Genomic DNA, 25,130 nt, shown 5'->3' with positions numbered 1-25,130 from the left:
TCGTGCGGGTGGTGCGGTCTTCGGGGAGGCGGTCAGCCGAGGACGGCGAGCGCGTCGATCTCGATCAGGAGCCCGGCGGGCAGCCCGACGTAGACCGTGGTGCGGGCGGCCGGGGGCTGGGTGAGGCCCTGCTCGCCGAAGTAGGTGTTGTAGATGTCGTTCATCTCGGCGAAGTGGTCCACGTCGGTGAGGTAGACGCGGATCATCATCACGTCGTCCCAGCTCGCGCCGCCCTCTTCGAGGATCGCCTTGACGTTGGCGAGGGTCTGCAGGGTCTGCTCGCGCAGGGTGGGACCGGCGGGGGTGGGGGCCTTGCCCTCCTCGGCGGGCAGGAAGCCGACCTGGCCGGCGACCTGGAGGATGTTGCCCTTCCTGACGCCGTGCGAGAACTTCGCGGGCGGCACCGTGTGGGTCTTGGGGGTGAGGGCGGTCTTGTCGGTCATGCGGTGGGGTCCTTCACTGGGGTTCTTCCGGAGTACTCGCCGCTGATCGCGTCCGCCGTGCGGCGCACCCGCGGGAGCAGGGTGAGGAGTTCGTCGGCGGTGACGACGACGTTCGGCGCGGACACCGACATCGCGGCGACCACCCGGCCGTCGGCGCCCCGGATGGGGGCCGCGACACAGTTGATGGACTCCTCGTGGCCACCGAGGTCGGTGGCCCAGCCCTGTTCGCGCACCTTCTCCAACTCGCGCAGGAAAGCACCTGCATTGGGGGTGGAACGGGCCGTGTACAGGGGGTATTCGAGCTTCTCCGCCAGCGCCCGCCGCTCGCCCTCGGGCAGATCGGCCAGCAGCAGCTTGGCGACGGCGGCGACCGTGATGGCGACCGGCTTGCCGACGCGCGAGTACATGCGCACCGGGTAGCGGCTGTCGACCTTGTCGATGTAGAGCACCTCGTTCTCCTCGTGCACGGCGAGGTGCACGGTGTGCCCGCACGCCTCGTTGAGCTTCACGAGGTGGGGGTGGGCGATCTCGCGGATGTCGAGGTTCTCCATCGCCTCCTGGGCGAGGGCGAAGAGACGGGCGCCGAGCCGGTAGCGCTGGTCGGACTGGCGGTAGACCAGGCCGTGTTCGTGCAGGGTGCGCAGCAGGCGCAGCGCGGTGGACTTGTGCACCCCGAGCCGCTCGGCGACCTGGCCGAGGTCGGCGGGGCCCTCCGCGAGCAGCGGGAGGATGCTCAGGGCGCGGTCGACGGTCTGGCTCATGCGGTGCTCGTTCCCTCGGTGACCTGTTCGGCGCCGGTCCAGCCGGGGCCGAGTCGCAGTCTCCCCCACGCCGCGTCGTCCAGGGCGGCCAGCCGGTCGGCGTGGTCGCGGGCGGGCGGGCCGGCGAGGTCGCCGGGGACGGTGAGGGCGGCGGCGGCCATGAGGTGGCCGTGCCGCAGCCGGTCGCGTACGGGGAGCCCGCGCAGGGTGGCGGAGAGGAACCCGGCGGCGAAGGCGTCGCCCGCACCGACGGTGGCCACCACGTCGACGGTGAGGGCGGGCACGCGCACCATCCGCTCACCGTCGGCCGTGCGCTCGAACACCGTCGCGCCCAGCGGGCCCTCCTTGGCGACCAGTACGCCGGGTTCCGGCAGCAGTCGCCGTACCGCCCCGACCCCGCCCCGCACACCCCAGGCGTCCTCGGCCTCGTCGGTGCCGACGAACACGATGTCGGCCCGGCGGGCCAGGTCCAGCAGCACCAGGGCGTCGTCGGCCTCGCGCCACAGGCCGGGGCGGTGGTTGACGTCGAAGGACACCACCGGTCGCCCCGCGCGCGGCGCGGTCAGGGTGTGCAGCAGTTCCCGGCACCCCGGCGACAGCGCGGCGGTGATCCCGGACAGGTGCAGCACGCGGCCGGCGTCCAGCGCGGCGAGGTCGGTGTTGTCGACGGTCATCGCGGAGGCGGCCGATCCGGCGCGGTAGTAGGCGACTTCGTGGGCGTCGGTGGCCCGGTCGGCGGCGGTGCGGAAGTAGACCCCGGTGGGCCGGACGGGGTCCACGCGGACGGCGCCGGTGTCGACGCCGTAGGAGCCGATCCGCTCAACGAGGTGCTGCCCGAAGCCGTCGGCGCCGATCCGGCTGACCCAGCGGGCCGGGTGTCCGGCGGCGGCGAGGGTGCAGACCACGTTGGACTCCGCGCCCCCGATGCCCCGCTGGAAGGCGGGCACGTCGGCGAGGCGGCCGGGGCGGTCGGGGAGGAAGGTGACCATGGACTCGCCGAGAGCCACGACATCCACGTCGGGGGCGGCGCTGGACGGTCCGTCGGCGGTCACGATGGTCTCGGCTCCTCGTCGGTGGTCCGGAAGGTCGGTCCGGGGTGACGACTTCGTTGACCCCGTGTTGGCCGAGATGTTAGACAGCATGGAGCGACATACGCAATGGACGTTGCAGAGAGTGCAACGATGCTGATCAGGAGGCTCGTATGGCCCGTGAGACCGGTTCCGACGCCCTGGCCCAGCTCGCCGGGGAACGGGTCGACCACCGTTTCAAGGGCCTTCCGCCGGACGCCGCCGGGCTGACCGTGGGCGAGCTGGCCGCCGAGCGCCGCAACCTGTTCACCGGCGGCTTCGCCACCCCCGTCCTCGCGCTGTCCGCCGAGCGCCTGGCGCACAACCTCGCCCTGATGGAGACCTACGCCGCCCGGCACGGCCTGGCCTTCGCCCCGCACGGCAAGACCTCCATGGCACCGCAGCTCTTCGCCCGGCAGATCGAGCACGGCGCCTGGGGCATCACGGTCGCGGCACCCCATCAGGTGTGGGTGGCGCGGGAGTTCGGCGTCCGGCGGATCTTCCTCGCCAACGAACTGGTGGACGCGGCGGCCCTGTGCCGGATCGCCGCCGAGCTGGCCGCCGACCCGGACTTCCGCCTCGTCACCTACGTCGACTCCGTGCGCGGGGTCGAGCTGATGGACGCGGCCCTCACGGGCGCCGCCCGCCCGCTGGACGTGGTGGTGGAGCTGGCAGCCGGCGAGGGCGCCCGCACCGGTGCCCGTACCGAGGCGGAGTGCGCGCAGGTCGCCGCCGCCGTGGCCGCCGCCGACACCCTGCGCCTGGTCGGCGTGGCGGGCTACGAGGGCGAGGTGCCGAAGGCCGACCCCGAGCGCGTCGCCGCCTACCTGCGCCGCCTCACCGCGCTCGCCGCCGCCCTGGACGCCGAGGGCTTCTTCGAGAAGGCGGACGAGATCGTGGTGAGCGCGGGCGGCAGCGCCTGGTTCGACACGGTGGCCGAGGTGTTCGCAGAGGTACCCGAGCTGTCCCGCCCGGTGCTGAAGCTGCTGCGCTCCGGCGCCTATGTCTCCCACGACGACGGCCACTACCGCCGCATCACCCCCTTCAACCGGGTGCCCCAGGAGGGCGCACTGGAGCCCGCGTTCCGGCTGTGGGCCCAGGTGGTCTCCCGCCCCGAGCCCGGCCAGGCGTTCGTCAACGCGGGCAAGCGCGACGCCGCCTACGACCTGGACAAGCCCGAGGCGCAGGTCGTACGCCGGGACGGTGCCGAGCGCCCCGCCACCGGTGTCACGGTGACCGCCCTGTCGGACCAGCACATGTGGCTGGCCACCACACCGGAGGCCGATGTCATGGTGGGCGACTGGATCGGCTTCGGCCTGTCCCACCCCTGCACCAGCTTCGACAAGTGGCAGCTCATCCCGGTGGCCGAGGCGGACGGCACGGTCGTGGAATACATCCGGACGTTCTTCTAGGAGGGCAGGGCCATGGAAGAACTCGTCATCCGGGACGCCGACGTGGTCGACGGCAGCGGGGCGGCCGCCTACCGTGCCGATGTGGTGGTCGACCGCGGCCGGATCGTCTCCATCGTCAAGGAGGCCGCGGCGGCGGGCTGTCAGCGCCCGCGCGCCCGGCGCGAGCTGGACGCGGAGGGCCTGGTCCTCTCCCCCGGCTTCATCGACATGCACGCCCACTCCGACCTGGCCCTGCTGCGCGACCCCGACCACAGCGCCAAGGCCGCCCAGGGCGTCACCCTCGAAGTCCTGGGACAGGACGGCCTGTCGTACGCCCCCGTCGACGACCGCACGCTGGAGGAGGTCCGCCGGGCCATCACCGGCTGGAACGGCTACGGCGACGACCTCGACATGGACTGGCGCTCGGTCGGCGAGTACCTGGACCGGCTGGACCGGGGCATCGCGGTCAACGCGGCCTACCTGATCCCGCAGGGCACGGTCCGCGCGCTGGTCGTCGGCTGGGAGGACCGCCCGGCGACCCCGGCCGAGCTGGACCGCATGCGGCAGTTGGTCGCGGAGGGCCTGGAACAGGGCGCGGTCGGCCTCTCCTCCGGCCTCACCTACACCCCCGGCATGTACGCGAACGACGCCGAACTGACCGAGCTGTGCCGGGTGGCGGCCTCCTACGGCGGCTACTACTGCCCCCACCACCGCTCCTACGGCGCGGGCGCCCTGGAGGCGTACGCCGAGATGGTGGCCCTCACCCGGGAGGCGGGCTGCCCGCTGCACCTGGCGCACGCCACCATGAACTTCGGCGTCAACGAGGGCCGCGCCCCCGAGCTGCTCGCCCTGCTCGACGCGGCCCTGGACGCGGGCGCCGACCTCACCCTGGACACCTATCCCTACACCCCCGGCTCCACCACCCTCGCGGCCCTGCTGCCCAGTTGGGCGAGTGAGGGCGGCCCGGCGCAGATCCTGGCCCGGCTCACCGACCCGGCGACCGCCGAGCGCGTCCGGCACCACCTGGAGGTCTCCGGCTCCGACGGCTGTCACGGCGTACCGGCGGAGTGGCAGACGATCGAGATCTCCGGCGTGACCAACCCGGCGCTGGCCGCGTACGTCGGCCGTACGGTGAAGGAGGCGGCCGGGCTGCGCGGCGAGGAGCCGTGGGAGACCGTGCGTCATCTGCTGGTCGAGGACCGGCTCGGCACCACGATCCTCCAGCACGTCGGCCACGAGGAGAACGTCCGCGCGATCATGCGGCACCGCGCGCACACCGGCGGCTCGGACGGCATCCTCCAGGGCACCAAGCCGCACCCGCGCGCCTACGGCACCTTCCCGCGCTACCTCGGCACCTACGTCCGCGAGCTGGGCGTGCTGTCGCTGGAGGAGTGCGTGGCCCGGCTGACCTCGCGGCCCGCGGCCCGGCTGCGGCTGCCGGACCGGGGCCTGGTGCGCGAGGGCTACCGCGCGGACCTGGTGCTGTTCGACCCGGCCACGGTGGCCGCCGGCTCCACCTTCGCGGAGCCGCGGACGCTGCCGACCGGGATTCCGCACGTGCTGGTGGACGGACGGTTCGTCATCGAGGACGGGCGGCGCACCGACGTACTGGCGGGCCGGTCGGTGCGCCGTACCCCGGTGTGACGGTCAGGGCTTGGGCAGGGTGCAGCCGGCCGCGCTGAGGTTGAGCTTGTTGCCGGTCGTGAAGCAGGCCGGTATCTGGTAGGTCTCCTGGGCGTAGTTGATGCCCTGGCGGACCGTGACCTTGCCGTTCTGGTCGACCTCGCACGGGTTGTTCTCGGTGCAGGACTGGCCGTCCTCGTTGCCCGTGTTGTTGACGGCGACGACCTTGCCGGTGGCGGTGTCGATCACCGGGGAGCCGGAGGTGCCGCCGATGGTGTCGCAGGCGGCGGTGTAGCGCAGCGAGTCCTTCCAGGTCCAGCCGCCCTCCTTCAGCCGGTACACGAACCCGTCGGCGTTGCAGGAGTAGATCCGCTTCCAGTAGCCGGAGACGACCTTGATGCCGCTCCCGGCCACCGGGTGGGTGTCGCTCAGCGGCAGCGCGTTGATGCCGTAGGAACTCTTGATCGCCGCGTAGCTGGTGGTCAGCCGGTACAGGGTGACGTCGGTGTCGGTCATGGTCGAGTACACGACCTGGTTGGCGCGGAGCGTGGCGACCTTGGTGCCGGCCGAGTTCAGCAGGCCGAAGGTGCGGCTGGAGGACTGGCCGGTGATGACCTGGCCGGGCTGCGGGAAGCCCGTCTCCAGGCAGTGCCCGTTGCTCAGCACCAGCGCGGGGTCGCTGTCCGCCGAGTTCGGCAGCCGGACGACGGAGCCGGAACAGTTGCTGAGCGACACGGTTCCGGCGAAGTCGACGGTCACCGCCTTGGCCTGCGGCGCGGCCACGGCCGGGGTCGCGCCGAACCCGGCGAGCGCCACGGCGGAGAGCGCGGCCAGGAGAGGCTTGTTCATGTGGGGGTCCCCTCTTCGTGAATTGTCATGCACATTGTCACGAGGGGGACGAGAGAGGACAAGAGTGCCGACCCGAGGGGCCTCTTCCCGCTGGCGCGTCAACGCATGCGTGCGGAAGGCGAGTTGAGCGCGCGGACGAAATCACCGCGAACCCGCCCGGACCCATCGCGGAACCGGCGCCGGAACACGTGGTGGAAAACACCGCCCACCGGGCACGGACGGCCCGTAAGCTCGCGGGCATGCAGGTGATCCAGTCGACCAAGCTCGCCAACGTCTGTTACGAGATCCGGGGCCCGGTGCTCGAGGAGGCGATGCGACTGGAGGCGGCCGGTCACCGCATCCTGAAGCTCAACACCGGCAACCCGGCCGCCTTCGGCTTCGAGTGCCCCCCGGAGATCCTGGAGGACATCCTCCGCAACGTCTCCACGGCCCACGGCTACGGCGACGCCAAGGGCCTGCTGGCCGCCCGCCGCGCGGTGGTCATGCACAACCAGACCCTCGGCATCGAGACGGACGTCGAGCACGTCTTCATCGGCAACGGCGTCTCCGAGCTGATCGTGATGGCCATGCAGGCCCTGCTCGACGACGGCGACGAGGTCCTGGTACCCGCCCCGGACTACCCCCTGTGGACGGCGGCCGTCTCGCTGTCCGGCGGCACCGCCGTGCACTACCGGTGCGACGAGCAGGCCGACTGGATGCCCGACCTCGCCGACATCGAGCGCAAGATCACCGACCGCACCAAGGCCCTGGTGATCATCAACCCCAACAACCCCACGGGCGCGGTCTACGACGAGGCGATGCTCAAGGGCCTGACCGACCTCGCCCGCCGCCACAACCTGCTGGTCTGCTCCGACGAGATCTACGACAAGATCCTCTACGACGGCGCGACCCACACCCCCACCGCCAAGGTCGCCCCCGACCTGCTCACCCTCACCTTCAACGGCATGTCGAAGGCGTACCGGGTGGCCGGTTACCGGGTCGGCTGGATGGCCGTCTCCGGCCCGCGCGCGCACGCCGACTCCTATCTGGAGGGCCTGACGATCCTGGCCAACATGCGGCTGTGCGCCAACATGCCGGGCCAGCACGGTGTGGTCGCGGCGCTCAGCGGCCGCCAGACGATCAACGACCTGGTGCTGCCGGGCGGCCGGCTGAAGGAGCAGATGGACACGGCGTACGAGCTGCTCACCCAGATCCCCGGCGTGAGCTGCGTACGCCCCAAGGGCGCGCTGTACCTCTTCCCGCGCCTGGACCCGAAGGTCTTCAAGGTCAAGGACGACCGGCGGCTCGTGCTGGACCTGCTGCGCCAGGAGAAGATCATGGTGGTCCAGGGCACCGGCTTCAACTGGCCCGAACCCGACCACTTCCGGGTCGTCACCCTGCCCAACGTGGCCGATCTGACGGATGCCGTGACCCGGATCGGGACCTTCCTGGACGGCTACGGCCAGCCCTAGGACTGACTCGACTCAACTTTAGACTCGATCCAAGCTAGGATGGTTTCCTGTCAGCAGAGGAGGCCGTCCCATGTACGAACCGATCCGCACCAAGTCGGTCCACAGCACCCCGGCGGCCTCGGACTTCCCGCACCGCTCCCGCGACGAGGAGCTGGACATCCAGTTGGCCGGACACCTCGCCGCCCTGCTCGCCGTCACCGACGAGCTGCGCGGCCCGGCCGCCGGTCCCGAGCTGGACACGGCCGCCGAGCGGCTCTCCGCCGAGGTGGCCCGGCTGCGCGGCGGCCGGCCTCCGGTACGGGCGGTGCCGGGAGCGGCCGCCGATCCGGCGCCGCTGCACCGCAAGGCGCACACCCTCGCGAGCCGCGCCCTGGTCGTCGCCGCCTCCCGCGCGGACACGGCGGCCGCGATCCTGGCCGCCGAGCGGATGGACGCGCACACGGCGGCCCTGGCCGCGCCGAGGGAACTCAGCGCGGCCCGCTGATCCGGTTCAGCCGAGGCGCTCGACCAGCGCCCGGTACTGGTCCCACAGCTCCCTGGGCGTGTGATCGCCGAAGGTGTTCAGGTGCTCGGGCACCAGGGACGCCTCCTCGCGCCAGACCTCCGTATCGACGGTGAGCAGGAAGTCCAGCTCGGCCTCGGTGAGGTCCAGGCCCTCGGTGTCCAGGGAGCCCTTGGCCGGCAGCACGCCGATCGCGGTCTCCACGCCCTCGGCGCGGCCGTCCAGGCGGTCCACGATCCACTTCAGGACGCGGCTGTTCTCGCCGAAGCCCGGCCAGACGAACCTGCCCTCGCCGTCCTTGCGGAACCAGTTGACGTAGTAGATCCGGGGCAGCTTCTCCGGGTCCTTGTCCTTGGCCACGTCGATCCAGTGGGCCATGTAGTCGCCCATGTTGTAGCCGCAGAACGGCAGCATGGCGAAGGGGTCGCGGCGCAGCTCGCCGACCTTGCCCTCGGCTGCGGCGGTCTTCTCGCTGGCCACGTTGGCGCCGAGGAACACACCGTGGTTCCAGTCGAAGGACTCGGTCACCAGCGGCACCGCGCTGGCCCGGCGGCCGCCGAAGAGGATCGCGGAGATCGGCACCCCGCGCGGGTCCTCCCACTCGGGCGCGATGATCGGGCACTGGTCGGCGGGGACCGTGAAGCGGGCGTTGGGGTGGGCGGCCGGGGTGCCGGACTCCGGCGTCCAGTCGTTGCCCTTCCAGTCGGTCAGGTGCGCGGGCTGCTCCTCCGTCATGCCCTCCCACCACACGTCGCCGTCGTCGGTGAGGGCGACGTTGGTGAAGACCGCGTTGCCCCACAGGGTCTTCATCGCGTTGGCGTTGGTGTGCTCACCGGTGCCGGGCGCGACGCCGAAGAACCCGGCCTCGGGGTTGATCGCGTACAGCCGGCCGTCCTCGCCGAAGCGCATCCAGGCGATGTCGTCGCCGATGGTCTCCACGCTCCAGCCGGAGACGGTGGGCTCCAGCATGGCGAGGTTGGTCTTGCCGCAGGCGCTCGGGAAGGCGGCGGCGACGTACTTGGACTCGCCGTGCGGGGGCGTGAGCTTGAGGATCAGCATGTGCTCGGCCAGCCAGCCCTCGTCGCGGGCCATGACGGAGGCGATGCGCAGGGCGTAGCACTTCTTGCCCAGCAGCGCGTTGCCGCCGTAGCCGGAGCCGTAGGACCAGATCTCGCGGGACTCGGGGAAGTGCGAGATGTACTTGGTGGAGTTGCAGGGCCACGGCACGTCCTGCTCGCCCGGCTCCAGCGGGGCGCCCAGGGTGTGCACGGCCTTGACGAACGCGCCGTCCGCGCCCAGCTCCTCCAGCACCGCGCTGCCCATGCGGGTCATGGTGCGCATCGAGGCGGCGACGTAGGCGGAGTCGGTGATCTCCACGCCGAGCGCGGAGAGCGGGGAGCCGAGCGGGCCCATGCAGAAGGGCACGACGTACATCGTGCGGCCGCGCATCGAGCCCCGGAACAGGCCGCCCTCGCCGCCCGCCCCCTGGAAGATCTCCCGCATCTCGGCGGGGTCCTTCCAGTGGTTGGTCGGGCCCGCGTCGGCCTCCTGCTCGGAGCAGATGAAGGTCCGGTCCTCGACCCGCGCGACGTCGGTCGGGTCGGAGGCCGCGTGGTACGAGTGCGGACGCTTGACCGGGTCGAGCCGGGTGAAGGTGCCCTTGGCGACGAGCTCCTCGCACAGGCGCTCGTACTCGGCCTCGGAGCCGTCACACCAGACCACGTCGTCCGGCTGGGTCAGTTCGGCGATCTCGTCTACCCACGAGATCAGCTCCTGATGGGTGGTCGGGATGACGGTGGGAGCCGCGTTGTCGCGCGCCACGATCGCTCCTAAGTGAGGGTTCGTTGCCCTGGGTGAGGGATTTTCTCGGCCCCTTGGGGGCTGCGGCCCGGATGCCCGGCGGCACTCCCGATCGGGGGTGCCGCTCATCCGGTACCGACCGCACTCATTTGATCATCCGATGCGAGTGCGCATATGTCCAGAGGGCGTCACAGGTGAGCGAGTACCCCCGAAACGGCGCGTTCCGCGTCCGCCCTGCTGACATGCGCACCTCTTTACGCCCGCCTGGCACGCACATGGCGAATTCTTTGCGCGCGGGAGCCGGGCCGGGCGTGAGACGATGGATCTTGGTGGGGGCGTGACGTCGGCCACCCACCCAGGGGGACTGATTCGTAACTTACGGTTCCGTAGGTACGATGCGGTTCATGACTGCGTCCGTTCCCACGCTCTCCTTGCCGGAGCCCGTCAAGCCCCGGCTCCGTGGCTGGCTGCACCTGGGCATGTTCCCGGCCGCACTCATCGCCGGCCTGGTCCTCACCGCCCTCGCCGACTCCACCCGGGGCCGTGTCGCCTGCGGGATCTACGCCCTGACGGCATGTCTGCTCTTCGGTGTCAGCGCGCTGTACCACCGGGGCAACTGGAGCCCCCGGGCCGACCGCATCCTGCGCCGCCTGGACCACTCCAACATCTTCCTGATCATCGCCGGCACCTACACCCCGCTCACCCTGCTGCTCCTGCCGGGCAGCAAGGGGCAATGGCTGCTGTGGGGCATCTGGGCGGCCGCACTGGCGGGCATCGCCTTCCGCGTCTTCTGGGTCGGCGCGCCCCGCTGGCTGTACACCCCGTGCTACATCGCCATGGGCTGGGCCGCCGTGTTCTTCCTGCCCGACTTCATGCGCACCGGCGGCGTCGCCGTCCTGGTCCTGGTGGTCGTCGGCGGCCTGCTGTACAGCGCCGGGGGCGTGGTCTACGGCATCAAGAAGCCGAATCCCTCACCGCGCTGGTTCGGCTTCCACGAGGTCTTCCACTCCCTGACCCTGGCGGCGTTCATCGTGCACTACGTCGGCATCTCGCTGGTGGCCTACCAGCACGCCTGAGGCCGTACGGGGCGGCTCGGGCGCGTGCCATCCTGACCGGGTGAACGGACCCGTGATCCACCTCGAAGTCGCCCCGGACCTGCACCTGTTCGTACCGCACGCCCACCGCGCGGGCCCCGCCGCACTCGGCACCGACGGCGTCTCCTCCCTCGGCCATGTCGTGGAGTCCCTCGGCATCCCGCTGACCGAGGTCGGCACCCTGACCGTGGACGGCCGCGCGGTCCCCCGCTCCCACGTCCCGGCCGACGGCGAGTCCGTCCACGTCGGCCCGGTCCCCCGCCCCCAGCGGGTGCCCGGCGCCCCCTTGCGCTTCCTGCTCGACGTGCACCTGGGCACGCTGGCCCGCCGGATGCGCCTGCTCGGTGTGGACACGGCGTACGAGTCCACCGACATCGGCGACCCGGCGCTCGCCACGCGCTCGGCCGCCGAACGCCGGGTGCTGCTCAGCCGGGACCGGGGTCTGCTGCGCCGCCGGGAACTGTGGGCCGGGGCGTACGTGTACAGCACCCAACCCGAGCGGCAGCTCCGGGACGTGCTGGAGCGGTTCGCCCCGGAGCTGGCCCCCTGGTCCCGCTGCACCGCCTGCAACGGCCCGCTGCGTCCCGCCACCAAGTCCCAGGTGGCCGACCGGCTCCAGGCCGGCACGCGGGACACGTACGACGTGTTCGCCGCGTGCGGGGAGTGCGGGCGGGCGTACTGGAAGGGGGCGCACCACGAGCAGTTGGAGGCGATCGTGGCGGAGGCGGTGCGGTTCCGGGCGGAGCTGGGCTAGTTCTTCGTACCGTCCACGATGACCGGGGCGCCGTCGGAGCCGGTGCCGCAGGGGACGGCGTACACCGGGTGGGCCTTGGCGGCCTCGCGGTAGGCGTCCAGGCACTGGTTGTAGAGGACCTTGTCGCTGAGGGAGCGTTCCAGGATCTTGTTGGCGCGGGCGGTGCCCTCGGCCTCGATCCGCTTGCGCTCGGCCTCCGCCTTGGCGGTCCGCGCGGCCTCGACGGCGCGCTCGGTGGCCTGCTCCTGCTGGATCTTCTTGTCGATCTGGCCCTGCAACTGCTTCGACGGCCGCACATTGCGCAGGTTGACGGTGGTCACGTCGATCCCGCGCGGCGCCAGCCGCTCCTTCACCTGGGCCTCGATCTCGGTGCTGATCCGCTCGCGGCCGGAGGCGTACCCCTCCTCGCTGGTGTGCCGGGCGAAGACGTTGCGGACGATCTCGCGGCTGTCCGGCAGCACCAGCCGCTCCTGCACGGCGTCCTCGCTGCCCGCCAGCCGGTACAGCTCGACGGCCTTGCGCGGGACGACGGCCCACTTGATGGTGACGTCCGCGTACAGCACCCCGCCCTGCGAGGAGCGGACCTCCACCCGGTCGTCGCCGCTCAGGTCGAGGTCGACCGGCCGGGTGGAGAAGGAGGTGACGTCAGTGAACGGCGACTTGAGGTGCGCGCCGGAGGTCAGCGGGGTGCCGACCCGGCCGAACGTCACCGGGACGCCCACCTCATAGGCGCTCACCACATGAAGACAGGCGAACAGGCCGGCCAGGACCCCACCCAGGGCGCCGATCGCGGCCCCGATCCTCCAGCCGGCCTCGGCTCTGCCGCGTCCGACGAAGAAGAGCACGACCGCAGCTATGAGCAGCAGTATGGACAGCACGAACACGGGCTTCCCCCCACAGGATGCGCCACCCCGTCAGGGCGGCGGGCAGCGCATCGTAGCGGGCACGGGTGTAGGGGAAGTAGCCGTACGGGGTGCCGGGTTCGGTCAGTTTCCGTCCAGCGCCGCGCGCAGCGCGTCGGGGTCGGTCACCGGGGCCTCGCAGGTGAAGTTCCGGCACACGTATGCGGCCGGGGCGCCGTCCACCAGGGGGCGGTGGGCGAGGAGCGGGAACTCCTCCCCGTCCGGGGTGCCCGCCGCGACGACCGCGCCGGGGGCGCCGGTGAGGAGGGCCGTGCGGTGCAGGGCGGCGGTGCGCTCGTCGGTGAGGGACGGGCCGACGACGGCGACCTCGCGGGGGCCGTCGAGCTGCGCCTCGGCTGCGGCCAGGCCCCAGCCGACGAACCGGGGCACCCTCGGCCCGAGCGCCTTGACCACACCGAGCGCCTGCTCGGCTGCGGTGCGGTGGGCGTCGGAGCCGGTGTGCGCGGCGTACGACAGCAGGGCGGCGGCCGCGGCGGACCAGCCGGAGGGGGTGGCGTTGTCGGTCGGGTCCTGCGGGCGGCGGATGAGCTGCTCGGCGTCGGAGGCGGTGTCGTACAGCGCGCCGCTCTCCGGGTCGGTGAAGCGGGTCATGACCTGGTCCAGCAGCAGCCCGGCGAAGTCCAGCCAGACGCCCTCGCCGGTGACGGAGGCCAGCGCGAGGAAGCCCTCGGCGACATCGGCGTAGTCCTCCAGCACCCCGGAGTTGGCGCCGGCCCGGCCGTCGCGGCTGGTCCGGGTGAGGTGGCCGTGCTCGTCGAGGTGGACCCGGACCAGGTGGTCGGCGGCGGCGACGGCGGCCTCGATCAGGTCGGGGCGGTCGAAGTAGGCGCCGGTCTCGGCGAGGGCGGCGACGGCGAGGCCGTTCCAGGCGGCGACGACCTTGTCGTCCCGGCCGGGCGCGGGGCGCCGGGACCGCTCGGCGAGCATCCGCTGCTTGACGGAGGCGATCTTTCCGGCGTCGAACACCCGCTCCGCCTGCGGCAGTTGGAGCACGGACTGGCCGTGCTCGAAGGTGCCCTCGCCGGTCACGCCGAAGTACTCGGCCGCGAGGTCGCCGTCCTCGTCCCCGAGCAGGGCGCGCAGTTGCTCGGGCGTCCAGACGTAGTACGCGCCCTCGACGTGCCTGCCGGTGCCGTCGTCGCTGTCGGCGTCCAGCGCGGAGGCGAAGCCGCCCTCTTCCGTACGGAGTTCGGCGACGAGGAAGTCGGCGGTCTCCAGCGCGATACGGCGGGCGAGGTCGGAGCCGGTGGTACGCCAGAGGTGGGCGTAAACCCGGCAGAGCAGCGCGTTGTCGTACAACATCTTTTCAAAATGCGGCACGACCCAGTCCCGGTCGACGGAGTAGCGGGCGAAGCCGCCGCCGAGCTGGTCGTAGATGCCGCCGCGGGCCATGCGCTCGCAGGTGTCGGCCGCCATCTGGAGGGCACCCTCGGAGCCGGTGCGGGCGTGGTGGCGCAGCAGGAACTCCAGCGCCATGGAGGGCGGGAACTTCGGCGCGCCGCCGAATCCGCCGCGCTGGGGGTCGTACTCGCGGGTGAGCCCGAGGAGGGCCTGCGCGAGTTCCTCCTCGCCGGGCACCCCGGCCGCCTGCCGGACGATCTCCCGCTGGGCGAGGTCCCGCGTGATCTTCCCGGCCACCTCGGTGACCTCGTCCCGCCGTCCCTCCCACGCCTGGTGCACCCCTTCCAGCACCTGCCCGAAGGAGGGCATGCCGTGCCCCGGGCGGGGCGGGAAGTAGGTGCCGAAGTAGAAGGGCTCGGCCTCGGGCGTCAGGAACACGGTCATCGGCCACCCGCCCTGCCCGGTCGCCGCCTGCACCGCCTCCATGTACACCGCGTCGACGTCCGGCCGCTCCTCCCGGTCCACCTTCACACTGACGAAGTTCTCGTTCAGATAGTCGGCGGTGGCCTGGTCCTCGAACGACTCGTGCGCCATGACGTGACACCAGTGGCACGCGGAGTACCCCACACTCAGCAGAATCGGCACATCCCGCCGCCGCGCCTCCTCGAACGCCTCCGGCCCCCAGGGGTACCAGTCGACCGGGTTGTCAGCGTGCTGAAGCAGATACGGCGAGGTCACGTCGGCTAGCCGGTTCATACGCTCCAGCCTCTCACAGGGGCCGGGGCGGGCGGTGAAGCCCGCGTGCGTCATGCGAGGCGAGCCGTCAGGGCCGCGAGGTGGTCGTCCAGCAGCTCCGTCTGCCGTTCGGGCGGGAACCGGTCCGGGTCGAGCAGGCTCTGCACCACGAGGCCGAGTACGAAGGACTGGGCGCCGGCCGCGATGCGGTCCGGGTCGCCGGGAGGCAGTTCGCCGAGGGCCTGGGCGGCGGCCACGCGTTGGGCCAGACGGGCCCGGCTCTCCGCGTACTTGCGGGCATGGTCGGCACCGATGGCCGGGTCGGCGAGGGCGGTGTCCCAGGAGGCGACCCAGATGCGGTTGCTGTCCGTGGCATCGGGAGTCAGCGGCAGGATGTCGAGCAGCGCGTCCCGCAGCGCCGCGAGCCCCGGCCCGGTGGAGCGCCGGGGACGGGCGACGGTGCGCTGCTCCAGCAGGTCGAGGGCGTACTCGACCAGGGCCCGCTTGGTCGGGAAGTAGTGGGTGAGCAGGCCGGTGGTCGCGCCGAGTTCGGCGGCCACGGCACGCAGCGTCAGCCCGGCGAAGCCGCGCGTCGCCATGACCTGCCAGACCGCCGCCGAGACGTCCCGCCGCCGCGCTTCGTGATCTCCCTTGGTACGTGGCATGCCGCCACGGTACATTTCCGTAACACATGTTATGCAAAGGGGAGGCCCTCATGTTCTCGCTGGCACTGCGCGACGGCGCCCGTCTCGCCCCGCTGGAGTCCTGGCACGCCGAGGAGTTCGCCGGGCATCTGGACCGCGCCCGCGAGCACATCCGCCCCTGGGTCGGCGCCGGGTTCGTCACCGTCGACGTGGCGGGCGCACGGGCCACCCTCGAGCGGTACGCCGCCCGCCAGGCCGCCGACGGCGCCCGGCTGTACGGCATCTGGCGGGACGGCACCCTGGTCGGCGGCGTGATGTTCACCGCCTTCGACACGGCATCCGGCTCGTGCGAGATCGGCTGCTGGCTGGAGCCGGCCGCCGAGGGCCACGGCCTGATCACGGCGGCCAGCGCCGCGCTGCTGGACTGGGCGTTCAGCACCCGGGGCCTGCACCGTGCCGAGTGGCACTGCCGGGCCGACAACGACCGCAGCGCGGCGGTCGCCAAGCGGCTCGGCATGACGCTGGAGGGGGTGCGGCGCGAGGCGTGGCCGTACGACGGCGTGCGGCACGACAAGCAGGTGTGGGCGGTGCTCGCCCCGGAGTGGCGCGCGCTCGAGCGCTGAGCCGCCCTTCCTGATCCACGCCCCCTCGCGCTCCCCCCTCCCCCGAAGCACACTGTTCCGCACAGGAGTTGGTGGGGAGGGGGTCGTATGCGGGACGGGCATCGGGGTGAGGCCGAGCGGTTGGTGGTGCGGGCGGTGGAGGAGGAGGTGCGGCGGTCGGGCGGGCGGGCCGACGGGCAACTGCTGCTCACGCGGGCGCGTGCCGCGCTGGACGGGATGGCGGGGGCGGCTCAGGAGGAGTACGCCGCGTACACCCGCGCGCTCGACGAGTCCGAGGCGGACCGGCTCAGCTTCGGCCGGCGTTACGCCCGCGAGGGCGCCGGTACCCCGCTGCTGGTGGCCGCCGTCGCTGCGGTCGCCGCGGCCGTGGCCGACCTGTCGCTCGGCACCGGTGCGGGCACCGCGCTCGGCGCGGGAGTCGTCGTCGGGGTCGTCGGCGCCGCCGCCACGGTGGTGAAGGTGGCCGGTACGCATCTGCCCGCCGCCCATCACCGCAAGGGCGCGGCGAGCCAGCCCGGCGGCCCCGAGCAGTTGCGGCTGCAGTGGCTCACCGCGCTGGAGGTGCGCGGCATCCGCCCCTTCCTGGACCAGCAGCGGATGCTCGCCGCCTCCACCGCCCCGAAGAAGAAGACCGGCCCCGCACTGCGCGGTGCGGACAAGAGCGCGGCGGCCCGGCGCCGGACCGTACTGGAGCAGTCGTTCGGTCAACTCCCCGAGCCGGAGGACCTGTTCGCGGGCCGTACCGAGGAGCTGGCGCGGATCGGACAGTGGGCGCGGGCCGCCCGCGCGGAGTCGGAGACCCGGCCGACGGTGGTCGTCCTGCACGGCGAGCCGGGCTCGGGCCGCACCACGCTCGCCGTACGCGCGGCGCACGAGCTGCGCGACCACTTCCGGGGCGCGGTCGTCGTCGACCTGCGCGGCGACGGCCGCGAGACCCGTCCGCTGCCCACCCGCGACGCCCTGCTGCACCTGCTGAACCGGCTCGGCGCGCCCCGCGAGCAGTTGCTGTTCCGTGAGCACTCCTCCCCCGAGCAGCAGGTCAAACGGCTCGGCGAGCTGTACCACCAGCACCTGGCCGGACTCCCGGTGACGATCGTGCTGGACGACGCCTCCGACCCGGCACAGGTCCGCGCGCTGATCCCCGAGCGCTCCGACAGCCTGGTCCTGGTCACCTCCCGCACCCCGCTGGACCTGGACGCGGACCTGCCCGCCTGGGTGCACCACCTGCCCGTCACGGCGCTGGACGCGGCCGGCGCCGAGGAGCTGCTGACCGCCTCCGCGCAGGACTCCGACCACCCCTACGACGCCCAATCCACCGCGCGCATCGCGGAGTTGTGCGGCGGGCTGCCGCTGGCGCTGCGTTGCGCGGGCTCGGCGCTCGGAGCGCGGTCGGCGAGCGGGCTGGCGGCGGACCTGGCCGCGTACGGGCCGGTCGAGCCGGTGGAGCGGGCGCTGTGGCTGCGTTACAGCGACCAGCCCGAGCCCGCCCGACGGCTGCTGCGCCGGCTCGCGCTGGCCGGGCGGGCCTCGCTGGGTGTGGCGGCGGCCGCCGCGCTGCTGGGCACCGGTGAGGAGGAGGCGGGCCGGCATCTGGCCGCGCTGGCCCGCGCCGGGCTGCTGGACCATGTGCGCGGCGACCGGTACCGGCTGCACCACCTGGTCCGCGCCTTCGCGGAGGCCCGGCTGCTGGACGAGGAGGAGCAGGCCGAGCGCACGGCCGCGCAGGAACGGCTGATCGTCAACTACGCCGAGCTGGCCGACTCGGTGCTGCGCCTGGTCGACGGCAACATGTCGACGCGGTCGGACCGGTTCGGCTCGCACGGCTTCGTCTCCCTGGAGGAGGCGCTGCGCTGGCTGGACGACGAGACCAGCTTCATCACGGCCACCCTGCGCCAGGCCGAGGGCGTGGACCAGGGCGCGGTGCTGAACCTGCTGGGCGCGCTGTGCGACTACTGCCTGCTGCGCGGCGACCTGTACCGGCTGGGTGAGATCAACGAGCTGGCGCAGGCCGTGGACGAGGGGCTGCTGGTGCGCTCGGTGCAGTGGCGTACGGGTATCGCGGCCCGGCAGCTCGGTGAGCTGGACAAGGCACGCACCACGCTGGCCTCGGTGGTGGACCTGTACCGGGAGGCGCACCACGACGCGGGCGCCGCCCGTGCCCTGTGCTCGCTCGGCATCACCCTGCACCACCAGGGCAACCTGACCGAGGCGGCCGCCAAGCTGCAGGAGGCGATGGACCTCCAGGCTCCCCCGCAGCTCGCCACCGACCGCGCCTGGACGATGCACGCGCTGGCCGCCGTACAGCGCGACCGGGCCCGGCTGCCCGAGGCGCTGGACCTGCTCAAGCGCTCGCTGGTGCTGCACCGGGCGGGCGGCTCGGTGCACGGCGAGGCGTGGGCCCACTACCAGCTCGGCCAGCTCGCCCTGTGCCTGGGCGACGTACCCCGCGCTCAGGACGAGCTGCGGGCCGCGCTGGAGCGGTACGGGCGCACCCGCGACGCCCGCGGTGAGGCGTGGGCGCTGACCCAGCTCGCGCGGGCCCGGCTGGTCGACGGGGACGCGGCGCCCGCCGTGGAGGGGCTGCGGCAGGCGGCCGGGAGGCACCGGGACAACGAGGACGCGCGCGGCGAGGCATGGACGCTGTACCACCTGGGGCAGGCGCTGGAGGAGACCGGCGACCTGGACCGGGCGGTGCGGGAGCTGGAGCGCTCGCGCACGATGTTCTCCCGGATGCGGGACGTGTACGGGCTGGCCTGCGCCCGGCACCACTCGGCCCGGGTGACCCGCGACCAGCGCGCCGCGCAGACCGGCTCGCTGCGCAACTCCGGGTTCGCCCGCCAACTGCTGGTCGACGCCCGCGCCGACTTCCAGCGGGTCGGGGTGCCGCACGGCGAGGCGTGGACCTGCCTGGAGCTGGCGGTGGTGGACGCGGGCAACGAGCGCGCCCAGCAGGCGCTGGCCCTGTGCGACGAGGCCCTCACCCTGTTCACCGCCTACGGCGACCGGCGCGGTGAGGACTGGGCGCGGTTCCTGCGCTGCACCCTGCTGCCCTACGCGGCGCCGGGCGGCACCGAGGTGGGCACGGCGGTCGCGCAGGAGGAGCTGGCCCGTCTGGTCCGCGCCACGCATCCCGCGCGGGACGAACGGCTCACCGACTGCGCCCCGGCGTACGCCCTGCTGCTGGAGCGGGGGGTGAGCCTGGAGTCGGGCTGGCAGGCGTGGCGGCTGCGCATGACCCCGGCCCGGCACGCCCGCGACATTCTGGGGGTGCCGGTACCCGAGAAGGGGTGAGCGAGGCACCGGCGGGGCGCGGCCGTCGTTCCGGCTCGCGCCCGTCGGTGGATTCCGCCCGGCGGGGTCAGCCCTGCCGGGACTCGGTCTTCGTGGCGGAGGTCTCGCCCTCGGCGGGCGCCTCCTTGAAGTCGACCTTGCCCATGTGCTTGCTCATCGACTTCATCAGCCCCCAGACGGCCAGGGCCATCACCGCGAACACGATGAAGCCGAGGACACCGGGGGTGACCTTGTTCTCGTCGATCTCCTTGGCGAGGGGGACGAGATGCGTCACTGCGAGGCTCACGCTTGCGCTCATGTCAGGCATTGTCCCGGATGCCCGCGAAGAGGTCGTCCTCGGGGAGGGAGGTGTCCACGAGGGACTTCGCCAGCTCGTACTCCTCGGTGGGCCAGACCTTCTTCTGCAGCTCCATCGGGACCTTGAACCACCCCCCGTCGGGGTCGATCTGGGTGGCGTGCGCGATCAGCGCCTTGTCCCGGATCTCGAAGAAGTCCGCGCAGGGCACATGGGTGGTCAGCGTGCGCTCGATCCGCTCGAACTCCTTCCAGCGCTTGAGCCAGTCCCCGTACGGCGACTCCAGCCCGCTGTCCAGCATCGCCTGGTGCAGGGCCTCGGTGCGGGGGCGGTTGAAGCCCTGGTTGTAGTACAGCTTCTGCGGCTGGTAGGCGGGGCCGAACTCGGCCTCCGGGTACTTCTCGGTGTCCGCCGCGCCCTCGAACGCCACCATCGAGATCTTGTGGGTCATGATGTGGTCGGGGTGCGGGTAGCCGCCGTTCTCGTCGTAGGTGGTGATCACCTGCGGGCGGAACGCGCGGATCTTGCGGACCAGCTCGCCGGCCGCCTTCTCGACGTCCTCCAGCGCGAAGCAGCCCTCGGGCAGCGGGGGCAGCGGGTCGCCCTCGGGCAGGCCGGAGTCGACGAAGCCGAGCCACTCCTGCTTGACCCCGAGGATCTCGCGGGCCTCGTCCATCTCCTTCTTGCGCACCTCGTGGATGTGCTCCTCGATGTACGCGTCGCCCTGGAGCTTGGGGTTCAGGATGGAACCGCGCTCTCCGCCGGTGCAGGTCACCACCAGCACGTCCACCCCGTCGGACACGTACTTCGCCATGGTGGCCGCGCCCTTGCTCGACTCGTCGTCGGGGTGCGCGTGGACGGCCATCAGTCGTAGCTGGTCAGTCAAGACTCGTTCCTTGTTGGTCGGCGCCCCGCGGTCGGTGGGGCAGTCAACGGGTGCCGTGCCTGGGCACGTCGTCCATGGGGCGGCGGTCGGAGGGCGGGCGGCAGGCTTCTATAGTGACCGAATCGGGGGGCGAATAATTCCGCGGAGAGGACGATCATGGCTACGGCGAGCACGCGGCTGCCCGAGGGCCGCTACGGCCGTTCCTCGGACGAGCGTGCCGACCACCGGCTCAAGATCCTCGGCGCGGTACTGGGCGTGGCCCTGCTCGCACTGGTCGGCTACTTCGCCTACCACTACGTCGCCAAGAACGAGATCAGCGCCCAGGTCATCACCTTCCAGGCAACCGACCACGCGGTCCGGGTGCACCTGGAGGTCCACCGGGAGGCCGGGGTCGACGGCTACTGCACGCTGCGCTCCCAGTCGGCCGACGGGGCCGAGGTCGGCCGGGCCGACTTCCGCTTCTCCGGGCCGGACACCCGGGTCGACAAGGTCGTCACGCTCCGTACGACCGCCAAGGGCGGCACCGCCGAACTGCTGGGCTGCCACGCGGGCTGAGACATCACCCGGAATGCGTACGGCGTGACCTGCGCTGATGCGATTCTGATGGCTTATGTCCTCCCCCTTTCGCCCCTGAATTGTTAGGCTCGTGGTTTCGCCCATCCAAGAGAGAACATGCTTCTGGGTAGGGCGATGCTTTATATCCCCAGTACCGACGAGGAGCACCCTGTGACCCAGACCAGCGAGAACGTCACCTGGCTGACCCAGGAGGCGTACAACAAGCTCAAGGACGAGCTTGAGTACCTTACTGGTCCTGCGCGCACGGAGATCGCGGCCAAGATCGCGGCTGCGCGCGAGGAGGGCGACCTGCGCGAGAACGGCGGGTACCACGCGGCCAAGGAGGAGCAGGGCAAGCAGGAGCTGCGCGTCCGCCAGCTCACCCAGCTCCTGGAGAACGCCCAGGTGGGCGAGGCCCCTGCCTCCACCGACGGGACCGTCGCGCCGGGCATGGTCGTCACGATCGCCTTCGACGGCGACGAGGACGACACGATGACCTTCCTGCTCGCCTCCCGCGAGTACGCCAGCTCCGATGTCGAGACGTACTCGCCGCAGTCCCCGCTCGGTTCGGGCGTGATCGGCCACAAGGTCGGCGAGGACGCGGAGTACGAGCTGCCGAACGGCAAGAAGGCCACGGTGAAGATCCTCAAGGCCGAGCCGTACTCGGGCTGACCCCGACCCCCTTTTTCCGACCGGCCCCCGGCGCCCTCGCGGCACCGGGGGCTTCGTCGTGTCAGGCAGTCGCCGAGCGGTACTTGCGGACCGCCAGGGTGCGGAAGACCACGACGATGAGTATCGAGTAGATCAGCGACGCCCACACCGGGTGCTGCATGGGCCACGCGGTGGACGTGGACTCACCGGGGTTGGCGAACAGCACCCGCGCCGCCTCGACGGTGGCGCTGAACGGGTTCCAGTCCGCGATGTGCCGCAGCCACGGGGTCATGTTGCTGGTGTCCACGAACGCGTTGGACAGGAAGGTCACCGGGAACAGCCAGACCAGGCCGCCGGAGGTGGCCGCCTCCGGGGTGCGTACGGAGAGCCCGATGAGGGCGCCGATCCAGGTGAACGCGTACCCGAGCAGGAGCAGCAGGCCGAAGGCGGCGAGCACCTTCAGGGCGTTCGTGTCGCCGTTGGACCCCACCCGCCAGCCGACCAGCAGGGCGACCGCGGCCAGCACCAGCAGGGTGAGCGCGGTCTGCACCAGGTCGGCCAGGGTGCGCCCGGTGAGCACCGCGCCGCGTGCCATGGGCAGCGAGCGGAAGCGGTCCACCAGGCCCTTGTGCATGTCGTCGGCGATGCCCGCGCCGGCGCCCGCGGTGGCGAAGGTGACGGTCTGCGCGAAGATCCCCGCCATCAGGAAGTTGGTGTAGGCGGTGGCGCTCGTGCTGCCGCCGATCTTCATGGAGCCGCCGAAGACATAGGTGAACAGCACCACGAACATGATCGGCTGGATCAGCCCGAAGATGACCACCTCGGGAATCCGGACCATCCGGATCAGGTTCCGCTGCGCCACGATCAGTGAGTCGCGGACGGCCCTGCTGAACGGGTTGGCGGGCGCCACGGTCCGCGCGCCCTCGCTGACGGCACTCACTTCACGGCCCCCTCGGTGTCGGTGGTGCTCTCGGTGTCCTCGGCGGTGCCCGGCCGGGCCTCGGCGGTGTGTCCGGTCAGGGAGAGGAACACGTCGTCGAGGGTGGGGCGGCGCAGCGCGATGTCGTCCATCTCGATGCCCCGGCCGTCCAGCTCCCGGATGACCTCGGCCAGCAGCTTGGCGCCGCCGGTGACGGGGACGGTGAGCTTGCGGGTGTGCTGCTCGATGGTCGTCTCGCCCTTGCCGAGGGCGCGCAGCACCTCGGCGGTGCCCGCGATCCGGTCCCGGTCGTGCACCACGACCTCGACGCGCTCGCCGCCGGTGCGGGCCTTGAGGTGGTCGGAGGTGCCCTGGGCGATGACCCGGCCGTGGTCGACCACGGCGATGTCGTGGGCGAGGTGGTCGGCCTCCTCCAGGTACTGCGTGGTGAGCAGGAGGGTGGTGCCGCCGGAGACGAGCTGCTGGATGACCTCCCAGAGCTGCTGGCGGTTGCGCGGGTCGAGACCGGTCGTCGGTTCGTCCATGAACATCACGGGTGGCGAGACCACGAGCGCGGCGGCGAGGTCGAGCCTGCGGCGCATGCCGCCGGAGTAGGTCTTGGCGGGGCGGTCGGCGGCGTCGGCGAGGTGGAACTGCTCCAGCAGCTCGGCCGCGCGCTCCTTCGCCGCCTTGCCGCGCATCTGGTAGAGCCGGCCGACCATCTGGAGGTTCTCCCGGCCGGTCAGATACTCGTCGACCGCCGCGAACTGGCCGGACAGGCCGATGGAGCGGCGGACGGTGTCGGGGTGTTTGAGCACGTCCACGCCCGCGACGACCGCCCGGCCGCTGTCGGGGCGCAGCAGGGTGGTCAGACAGCGGACGGTCGTGGTCTTGCCCGCGCCGTTCGGCCCGAGCAGCCCCAGGACCGTCCCCTCGGGCACGTCGAGGTCGACGCCGTCCAGTGCCCTTACGTCCCCGAAGGTTTTCACCAGACCCTCGGCATGGATGGCGCCCGGCATGATCTCTCCCCGTCGTCGATGGTGCAGGCGGATGACTGGCACGCGGACCCGGCACCGCCCGTCGGGCGAGCGGCGGTCCGGCCCCCACGTCACACACCGTAACGCGATGTATCGCGTCCCTCAACGGGTTTCCGGATTCCTTCCCCGAACGAGTGAACGGCGCCTCGGCCCACCCCCGCCCAGCCCCGCTTAGTCGATGATCACGTACCCCGACTCCCGCAGCGCGGCGGTGACTTCGGTGCGGTGGGTGGGGCCCTGGGTCTCCAGGTGCAGTTCCACCTCCGCCTCGCTGAGGCCGAGGCGCGGGTCGGTGCGGATGTGGCTGACGTCGAGCACGTTGGCGTCGGCGGCCGAGAGCACGCCGAGCAGGGTGGCGAGGGCGCCGGGGCGGTCGGTGAGCCGCAGCCGGACCGCGAGGTAGCGCCCCTGCGCGGCCATGCCGTGCCGCAGCACCCGCTGCATCAGCACCGGGTCGACATTGCCGCCGGACAGCACCGACACCACCGGCCCGGAGAAGCCGCCGGGGTCGGCCAGCAGCGCCGCGACCGGGCTGGCACCCGCCGGTTCGACCACCAGCTTGGCCCGCTCCAGGCACAGCAGCAGCGCGGCCGAGAGCTGGTCCTCGCTGACCGTGCGCACCTCGTCGACCAGCTCCGCCACGATCCCGAACGGCACCGGGCCGGGCGTACCGACCTTGATCCCGTCGGCCATGGTCGCGGGGCTCCCCACGGTCACCGGGTGTCCGGCGGCCAGCGAGGGCGGGTAGGCGGCGGCGCCCTCGGCCTGCACACCGATGATCCGCACGTCGGGCCGTACCGACTTCACCGCCACCGCGATCCCGGCCGCGAGGCCGCCGCCGCCCATGCCGACGACGATCGTGCCGACCTCCGGGCACTGCTCCAGGATCTCCAGCCCGACCGTGCCCTGGCCCGCGATGATGTCGGGGTGGTCGAAGGGGTGGATGAACACCGCGCCCGTCCTCGCCGCGTACTCCTCGGCCGCCGCGAGCGCCTCGTCCACGACCTGGCCGTGCAGGCGCACCTCGGCGCCGTACTCGCGCGTGGCGCTGACCTTGGGCAGCGGGGCGCCCTGCGGCATGAAGACGGTGGAGTGCACGCCCAGCAGGGAGGAGGCGAGCGCGACGCCCTGGGCGTGGTTCCCGGCACTCGCGGCGACCACTCCGGCGGCCCGTTCCTCGGGAAGCAGCCCGGCGATGCGCACGTAGGCGCCGCGGAGTTTGAACGAGCCCGTCCGCTGAAGGTTCTCGCACTTCAGGTGCACCGGCGTGCCCACCGTGCGGGAGAGGTGTCTGCTGCTCTCCAGGGCGGTCGTGCGGGCCACCCCCGAGAGCATCTTCTGTGCTCCGCGCACGTCGTCGAGGGTCACGGAGCGCAAGGGGTGGGCCGTGCGGTAGCTCATGCCCCAAGTCTCGCAGTTCGGGCCCTCGTGCGGCACCCGCGCCCGAACCCGTGAGCAACGGTTTCCCCAGCGCCCGTACGGGCCGCCGCCGGGC

At 72.1% G+C, this 25,130-nt stretch carries 23 protein-coding genes; 10 read left to right on the top strand and 13 right to left on the bottom strand.

The window, feature by feature from the left end:
• Positions 1-32 precede the first annotated feature (32 nt).
• The 3 genes from E5083_RS02375 to E5083_RS02365 are packed head-to-tail and all read right to left on the bottom strand — an operon-like array spanning position 33 to position 2,256.
• Positions 33-443 carry a RidA family protein gene (locus E5083_RS02375; RefSeq protein WP_135783908.1) on the bottom strand — a complete coding sequence of 137 codons (411 nt, stop codon included), beginning with the start codon at positions 441-443 and terminating at the stop codon, positions 33-35.
• Positions 440-1,204, bottom strand: a complete 765-nt coding sequence (locus E5083_RS02370; RefSeq protein WP_135783907.1) for an IclR family transcriptional regulator — start codon at positions 1,202-1,204, stop codon at positions 440-442. Before E5083_RS02370 ends, E5083_RS02375 begins: the two co-directional genes overlap by 4 nt.
• On the bottom strand, positions 1,201-2,256 hold the full coding sequence (locus E5083_RS02365; protein WP_135783906.1) for a sugar kinase: 1,056 nt from the start codon (positions 2,254-2,256) through the stop codon (positions 1,201-1,203). Before E5083_RS02365 ends, E5083_RS02370 begins: the two co-directional genes overlap by 4 nt.
• A 149-nt stretch (positions 2,257-2,405) precedes the next feature.
• On the opposite strand from E5083_RS02365, the gene E5083_RS02360 reads away from it, so the two are divergent.
• A complete protein-coding gene (locus E5083_RS02360) occupies positions 2,406-3,683 on the top strand; it encodes an alanine racemase (protein WP_135783905.1) in 1,278 nt (425 codons plus the stop codon).
• A 12-nt stretch (positions 3,684-3,695) separates the two neighbouring features.
• Positions 3,696-5,306 carry an N-acyl-D-amino-acid deacylase family protein gene (locus tag E5083_RS02355; protein WP_135783904.1) on the top strand — a complete coding sequence of 537 codons (1,611 nt, stop codon included), beginning with the start codon at positions 3,696-3,698 and terminating at the stop codon, positions 5,304-5,306.
• A 3-nt stretch (positions 5,307-5,309) separates the two neighbouring features.
• Here E5083_RS02355 and E5083_RS02350 read toward each other — a convergent pair whose 3' ends face one another.
• Positions 5,310-6,134: a trypsin-like serine peptidase gene (locus E5083_RS02350; RefSeq protein WP_135783903.1), complete on the bottom strand. Its 825-nt coding sequence runs from the start codon at positions 6,132-6,134 to the stop codon at positions 5,310-5,312.
• A gap of 239 nt (positions 6,135-6,373) precedes the next feature.
• Between E5083_RS02350 and E5083_RS02345 the strand changes: the two genes are divergently transcribed.
• Together E5083_RS02345 and E5083_RS02340 are read left to right on the top strand one after the other, a co-directional pair.
• Entirely contained in the window at positions 6,374-7,585 is a 1,212-nt protein-coding gene (locus E5083_RS02345) for a pyridoxal phosphate-dependent aminotransferase (protein WP_135783902.1), read from the top strand.
• 70 nt (positions 7,586-7,655) lie between these two features.
• Positions 7,656-8,069 carry an SCO4983 family protein gene (locus tag E5083_RS02340; protein ID WP_135783901.1) on the top strand — a complete coding sequence of 138 codons (414 nt, stop codon included), beginning with the start codon at positions 7,656-7,658 and terminating at the stop codon, positions 8,067-8,069.
• 6 nt (positions 8,070-8,075) lie between these two features.
• Here the strand turns inward: E5083_RS02340 and E5083_RS02335 are convergent, their stop codons facing one another.
• Complete coding sequence (locus tag E5083_RS02335; RefSeq protein ID WP_135783900.1) at positions 8,076-9,908, bottom strand: phosphoenolpyruvate carboxykinase (GTP); 1,833 nt, start codon at positions 9,906-9,908, stop codon at positions 8,076-8,078.
• A gap of 374 nt (positions 9,909-10,282) precedes the next feature.
• Here E5083_RS02335 and trhA point away from each other — a divergent pair, with 374 nt between their 5' ends.
• Both trhA and E5083_RS02325 read left to right on the top strand, forming a co-directional pair.
• The gene (trhA, locus tag E5083_RS02330) at positions 10,283-10,963 is read left to right on the top strand and encodes a PAQR family membrane homeostasis protein TrhA (RefSeq protein WP_208753921.1); all 681 of its coding nucleotides are present in this window, start codon (positions 10,283-10,285) and stop codon (positions 10,961-10,963) included.
• A 40-nt stretch (positions 10,964-11,003) separates the two neighbouring features.
• A complete protein-coding gene (locus tag E5083_RS02325; protein WP_135783898.1) occupies positions 11,004-11,735 on the top strand; it encodes a Mut7-C RNAse domain-containing protein in 732 nt (243 codons plus the stop codon).
• Here the strand turns inward: E5083_RS02325 and E5083_RS02320 are convergent.
• The 3 genes from E5083_RS02320 to E5083_RS02310 form a co-directional block, all read right to left on the bottom strand.
• A complete protein-coding gene (locus E5083_RS02320; protein WP_244317356.1) occupies positions 11,732-12,613 on the bottom strand; it encodes a prohibitin family protein in 882 nt (293 codons plus the stop codon). The genes E5083_RS02325 and E5083_RS02320 overlap by 4 nt on opposite strands.
• Before the next feature lie 108 nt (positions 12,614-12,721).
• Entirely contained in the window at positions 12,722-14,755 is a 2,034-nt protein-coding gene (locus E5083_RS02315; protein WP_135783896.1) for a thioredoxin domain-containing protein, read from the bottom strand.
• A gap of 50 nt (positions 14,756-14,805) precedes the next feature.
• Positions 14,806-15,399 carry a TetR/AcrR family transcriptional regulator gene (locus E5083_RS02310; protein WP_208753919.1) on the bottom strand — a complete coding sequence of 198 codons (594 nt, stop codon included), beginning with the start codon at positions 15,397-15,399 and terminating at the stop codon, positions 14,806-14,808.
• Between the two features lie 50 nt (positions 15,400-15,449).
• Here E5083_RS02310 and E5083_RS02305 point away from each other — a divergent pair, with 50 nt between their 5' ends.
• Together E5083_RS02305 and E5083_RS02300 are read left to right on the top strand one after the other, a co-directional pair.
• Complete coding sequence (locus tag E5083_RS02305) at positions 15,450-16,001, top strand: GNAT family N-acetyltransferase (RefSeq protein WP_135783894.1); 552 nt, start codon at positions 15,450-15,452, stop codon at positions 15,999-16,001.
• A gap of 87 nt (positions 16,002-16,088) precedes the next feature.
• Complete coding sequence (locus E5083_RS02300; protein WP_135783893.1) at positions 16,089-19,292, top strand: tetratricopeptide repeat protein; 3,204 nt, start codon at positions 16,089-16,091, stop codon at positions 19,290-19,292.
• A 67-nt stretch (positions 19,293-19,359) separates the two neighbouring features.
• Here the strand turns inward: E5083_RS02300 and E5083_RS02295 are convergent, their stop codons facing one another.
• Both E5083_RS02295 and mca read right to left on the bottom strand, forming a co-directional pair.
• Entirely contained in the window at positions 19,360-19,599 is a 240-nt protein-coding gene (locus tag E5083_RS02295; RefSeq protein ID WP_078873247.1) for a hypothetical protein, read from the bottom strand.
• Positions 19,592-20,473, bottom strand: a complete 882-nt coding sequence (gene mca, locus E5083_RS02290; RefSeq protein WP_135783892.1) for a mycothiol conjugate amidase Mca — start codon at positions 20,471-20,473, stop codon at positions 19,592-19,594. The genes E5083_RS02295 and mca overlap by 8 nt, the downstream gene beginning before the upstream one ends.
• Before the next feature lie 156 nt (positions 20,474-20,629).
• Between mca and E5083_RS02285 the strand changes: the two genes are divergently transcribed.
• Both E5083_RS02285 and greA read left to right on the top strand, forming a co-directional pair.
• Positions 20,630-21,028 (top strand): DUF4307 domain-containing protein, encoded by a 399-nt coding sequence (locus tag E5083_RS02285; RefSeq protein WP_135783891.1) that lies wholly within the window; start codon positions 20,630-20,632, stop codon positions 21,026-21,028.
• Between the two features lie 171 nt (positions 21,029-21,199).
• On the top strand, positions 21,200-21,700 hold the full coding sequence (gene greA, locus E5083_RS02280) for a transcription elongation factor GreA (protein WP_086690718.1): 501 nt from the start codon (positions 21,200-21,202) through the stop codon (positions 21,698-21,700).
• A gap of 61 nt (positions 21,701-21,761) precedes the next feature.
• Here greA and E5083_RS02275 read toward each other — a convergent pair whose 3' ends face one another.
• The 3 genes from E5083_RS02275 to ilvA all read right to left on the bottom strand — a co-directional run bounded on the left by E5083_RS02275 (position 21,762) and on the right by ilvA (position 25,036).
• Positions 21,762-22,619: an ABC transporter permease gene (locus tag E5083_RS02275; protein ID WP_135783890.1), complete on the bottom strand. Its 858-nt coding sequence runs from the start codon at positions 22,617-22,619 to the stop codon at positions 21,762-21,764.
• Positions 22,616-23,617 (bottom strand): ATP-binding cassette domain-containing protein, encoded by a 1,002-nt coding sequence (locus tag E5083_RS02270; protein WP_135783889.1) that lies wholly within the window; start codon positions 23,615-23,617, stop codon positions 22,616-22,618. Before E5083_RS02270 ends, E5083_RS02275 begins: the two co-directional genes overlap by 4 nt.
• A gap of 189 nt (positions 23,618-23,806) precedes the next feature.
• Entirely contained in the window at positions 23,807-25,036 is a 1,230-nt protein-coding gene (ilvA, locus tag E5083_RS02265; RefSeq protein ID WP_135783888.1) for a threonine ammonia-lyase, read from the bottom strand.
• Positions 25,037-25,130: the final 94 nt, after the last annotated feature.

Source organism: Streptomyces bauhiniae, assembly GCF_004784475.1.
Taxonomy (GTDB): domain Bacteria; phylum Actinomycetota; class Actinomycetes; order Streptomycetales; family Streptomycetaceae; genus Streptomyces; species Streptomyces seoulensis.
This window is presented reverse-complemented; position numbering and strand designations above follow the sequence as displayed.

What these genes read in the sequence shown, in the direction of transcription:
- E5083_RS02270 (WP_135783889.1), bottom strand. Translation starts at nt 23,617, where the DNA reads ATGCCGGGCGCCATCCATGCCGAGGGTCTGGTGAAAACCTTCGGGGAC.
- E5083_RS02285 (WP_135783891.1), top strand. Translation starts at nt 20,630, where the DNA reads ATGGCTACGGCGAGCACGCGGCTGCCCGAGGGCCGCTACGGCCGTTCC.
- E5083_RS02315 (WP_135783896.1), bottom strand. Translation starts at nt 14,755, where the DNA reads ATGAACCGGCTAGCCGACGTGACCTCGCCGTATCTGCTTCAGCACGCT.
- ilvA (WP_135783888.1), bottom strand. Translation starts at nt 25,036, where the DNA reads ATGAGCTACCGCACGGCCCACCCCTTGCGCTCCGTGACCCTCGACGAC.
- E5083_RS02350 (WP_135783903.1), bottom strand. Translation starts at nt 6,134, where the DNA reads ATGAACAAGCCTCTCCTGGCCGCGCTCTCCGCCGTGGCGCTCGCCGGG.
- E5083_RS02360 (WP_135783905.1), top strand. Translation starts at nt 2,406, where the DNA reads ATGGCCCGTGAGACCGGTTCCGACGCCCTGGCCCAGCTCGCCGGGGAA.
- E5083_RS02305 (WP_135783894.1), top strand. Translation starts at nt 15,450, where the DNA reads ATGTTCTCGCTGGCACTGCGCGACGGCGCCCGTCTCGCCCCGCTGGAG.
- trhA (WP_208753921.1), top strand. Translation starts at nt 10,283, where the DNA reads ATGCGGTTCATGACTGCGTCCGTTCCCACGCTCTCCTTGCCGGAGCCC.
- E5083_RS02355 (WP_135783904.1), top strand. Translation starts at nt 3,696, where the DNA reads ATGGAAGAACTCGTCATCCGGGACGCCGACGTGGTCGACGGCAGCGGG.
- E5083_RS02375 (WP_135783908.1), bottom strand. Translation starts at nt 443, where the DNA reads ATGACCGACAAGACCGCCCTCACCCCCAAGACCCACACGGTGCCGCCC.
- E5083_RS02295 (WP_078873247.1), bottom strand. Translation starts at nt 19,599, where the DNA reads ATGCCTGACATGAGCGCAAGCGTGAGCCTCGCAGTGACGCATCTCGTC.
- E5083_RS02310 (WP_208753919.1), bottom strand. Translation starts at nt 15,399, where the DNA reads ATGCCACGTACCAAGGGAGATCACGAAGCGCGGCGGCGGGACGTCTCG.
- E5083_RS02370 (WP_135783907.1), bottom strand. Translation starts at nt 1,204, where the DNA reads ATGAGCCAGACCGTCGACCGCGCCCTGAGCATCCTCCCGCTGCTCGCG.
- E5083_RS02300 (WP_135783893.1), top strand. Translation starts at nt 16,089, where the DNA reads ATGCGGGACGGGCATCGGGGTGAGGCCGAGCGGTTGGTGGTGCGGGCG.
- E5083_RS02345 (WP_135783902.1), top strand. Translation starts at nt 6,374, where the DNA reads ATGCAGGTGATCCAGTCGACCAAGCTCGCCAACGTCTGTTACGAGATC.
- E5083_RS02340 (WP_135783901.1), top strand. Translation starts at nt 7,656, where the DNA reads ATGTACGAACCGATCCGCACCAAGTCGGTCCACAGCACCCCGGCGGCC.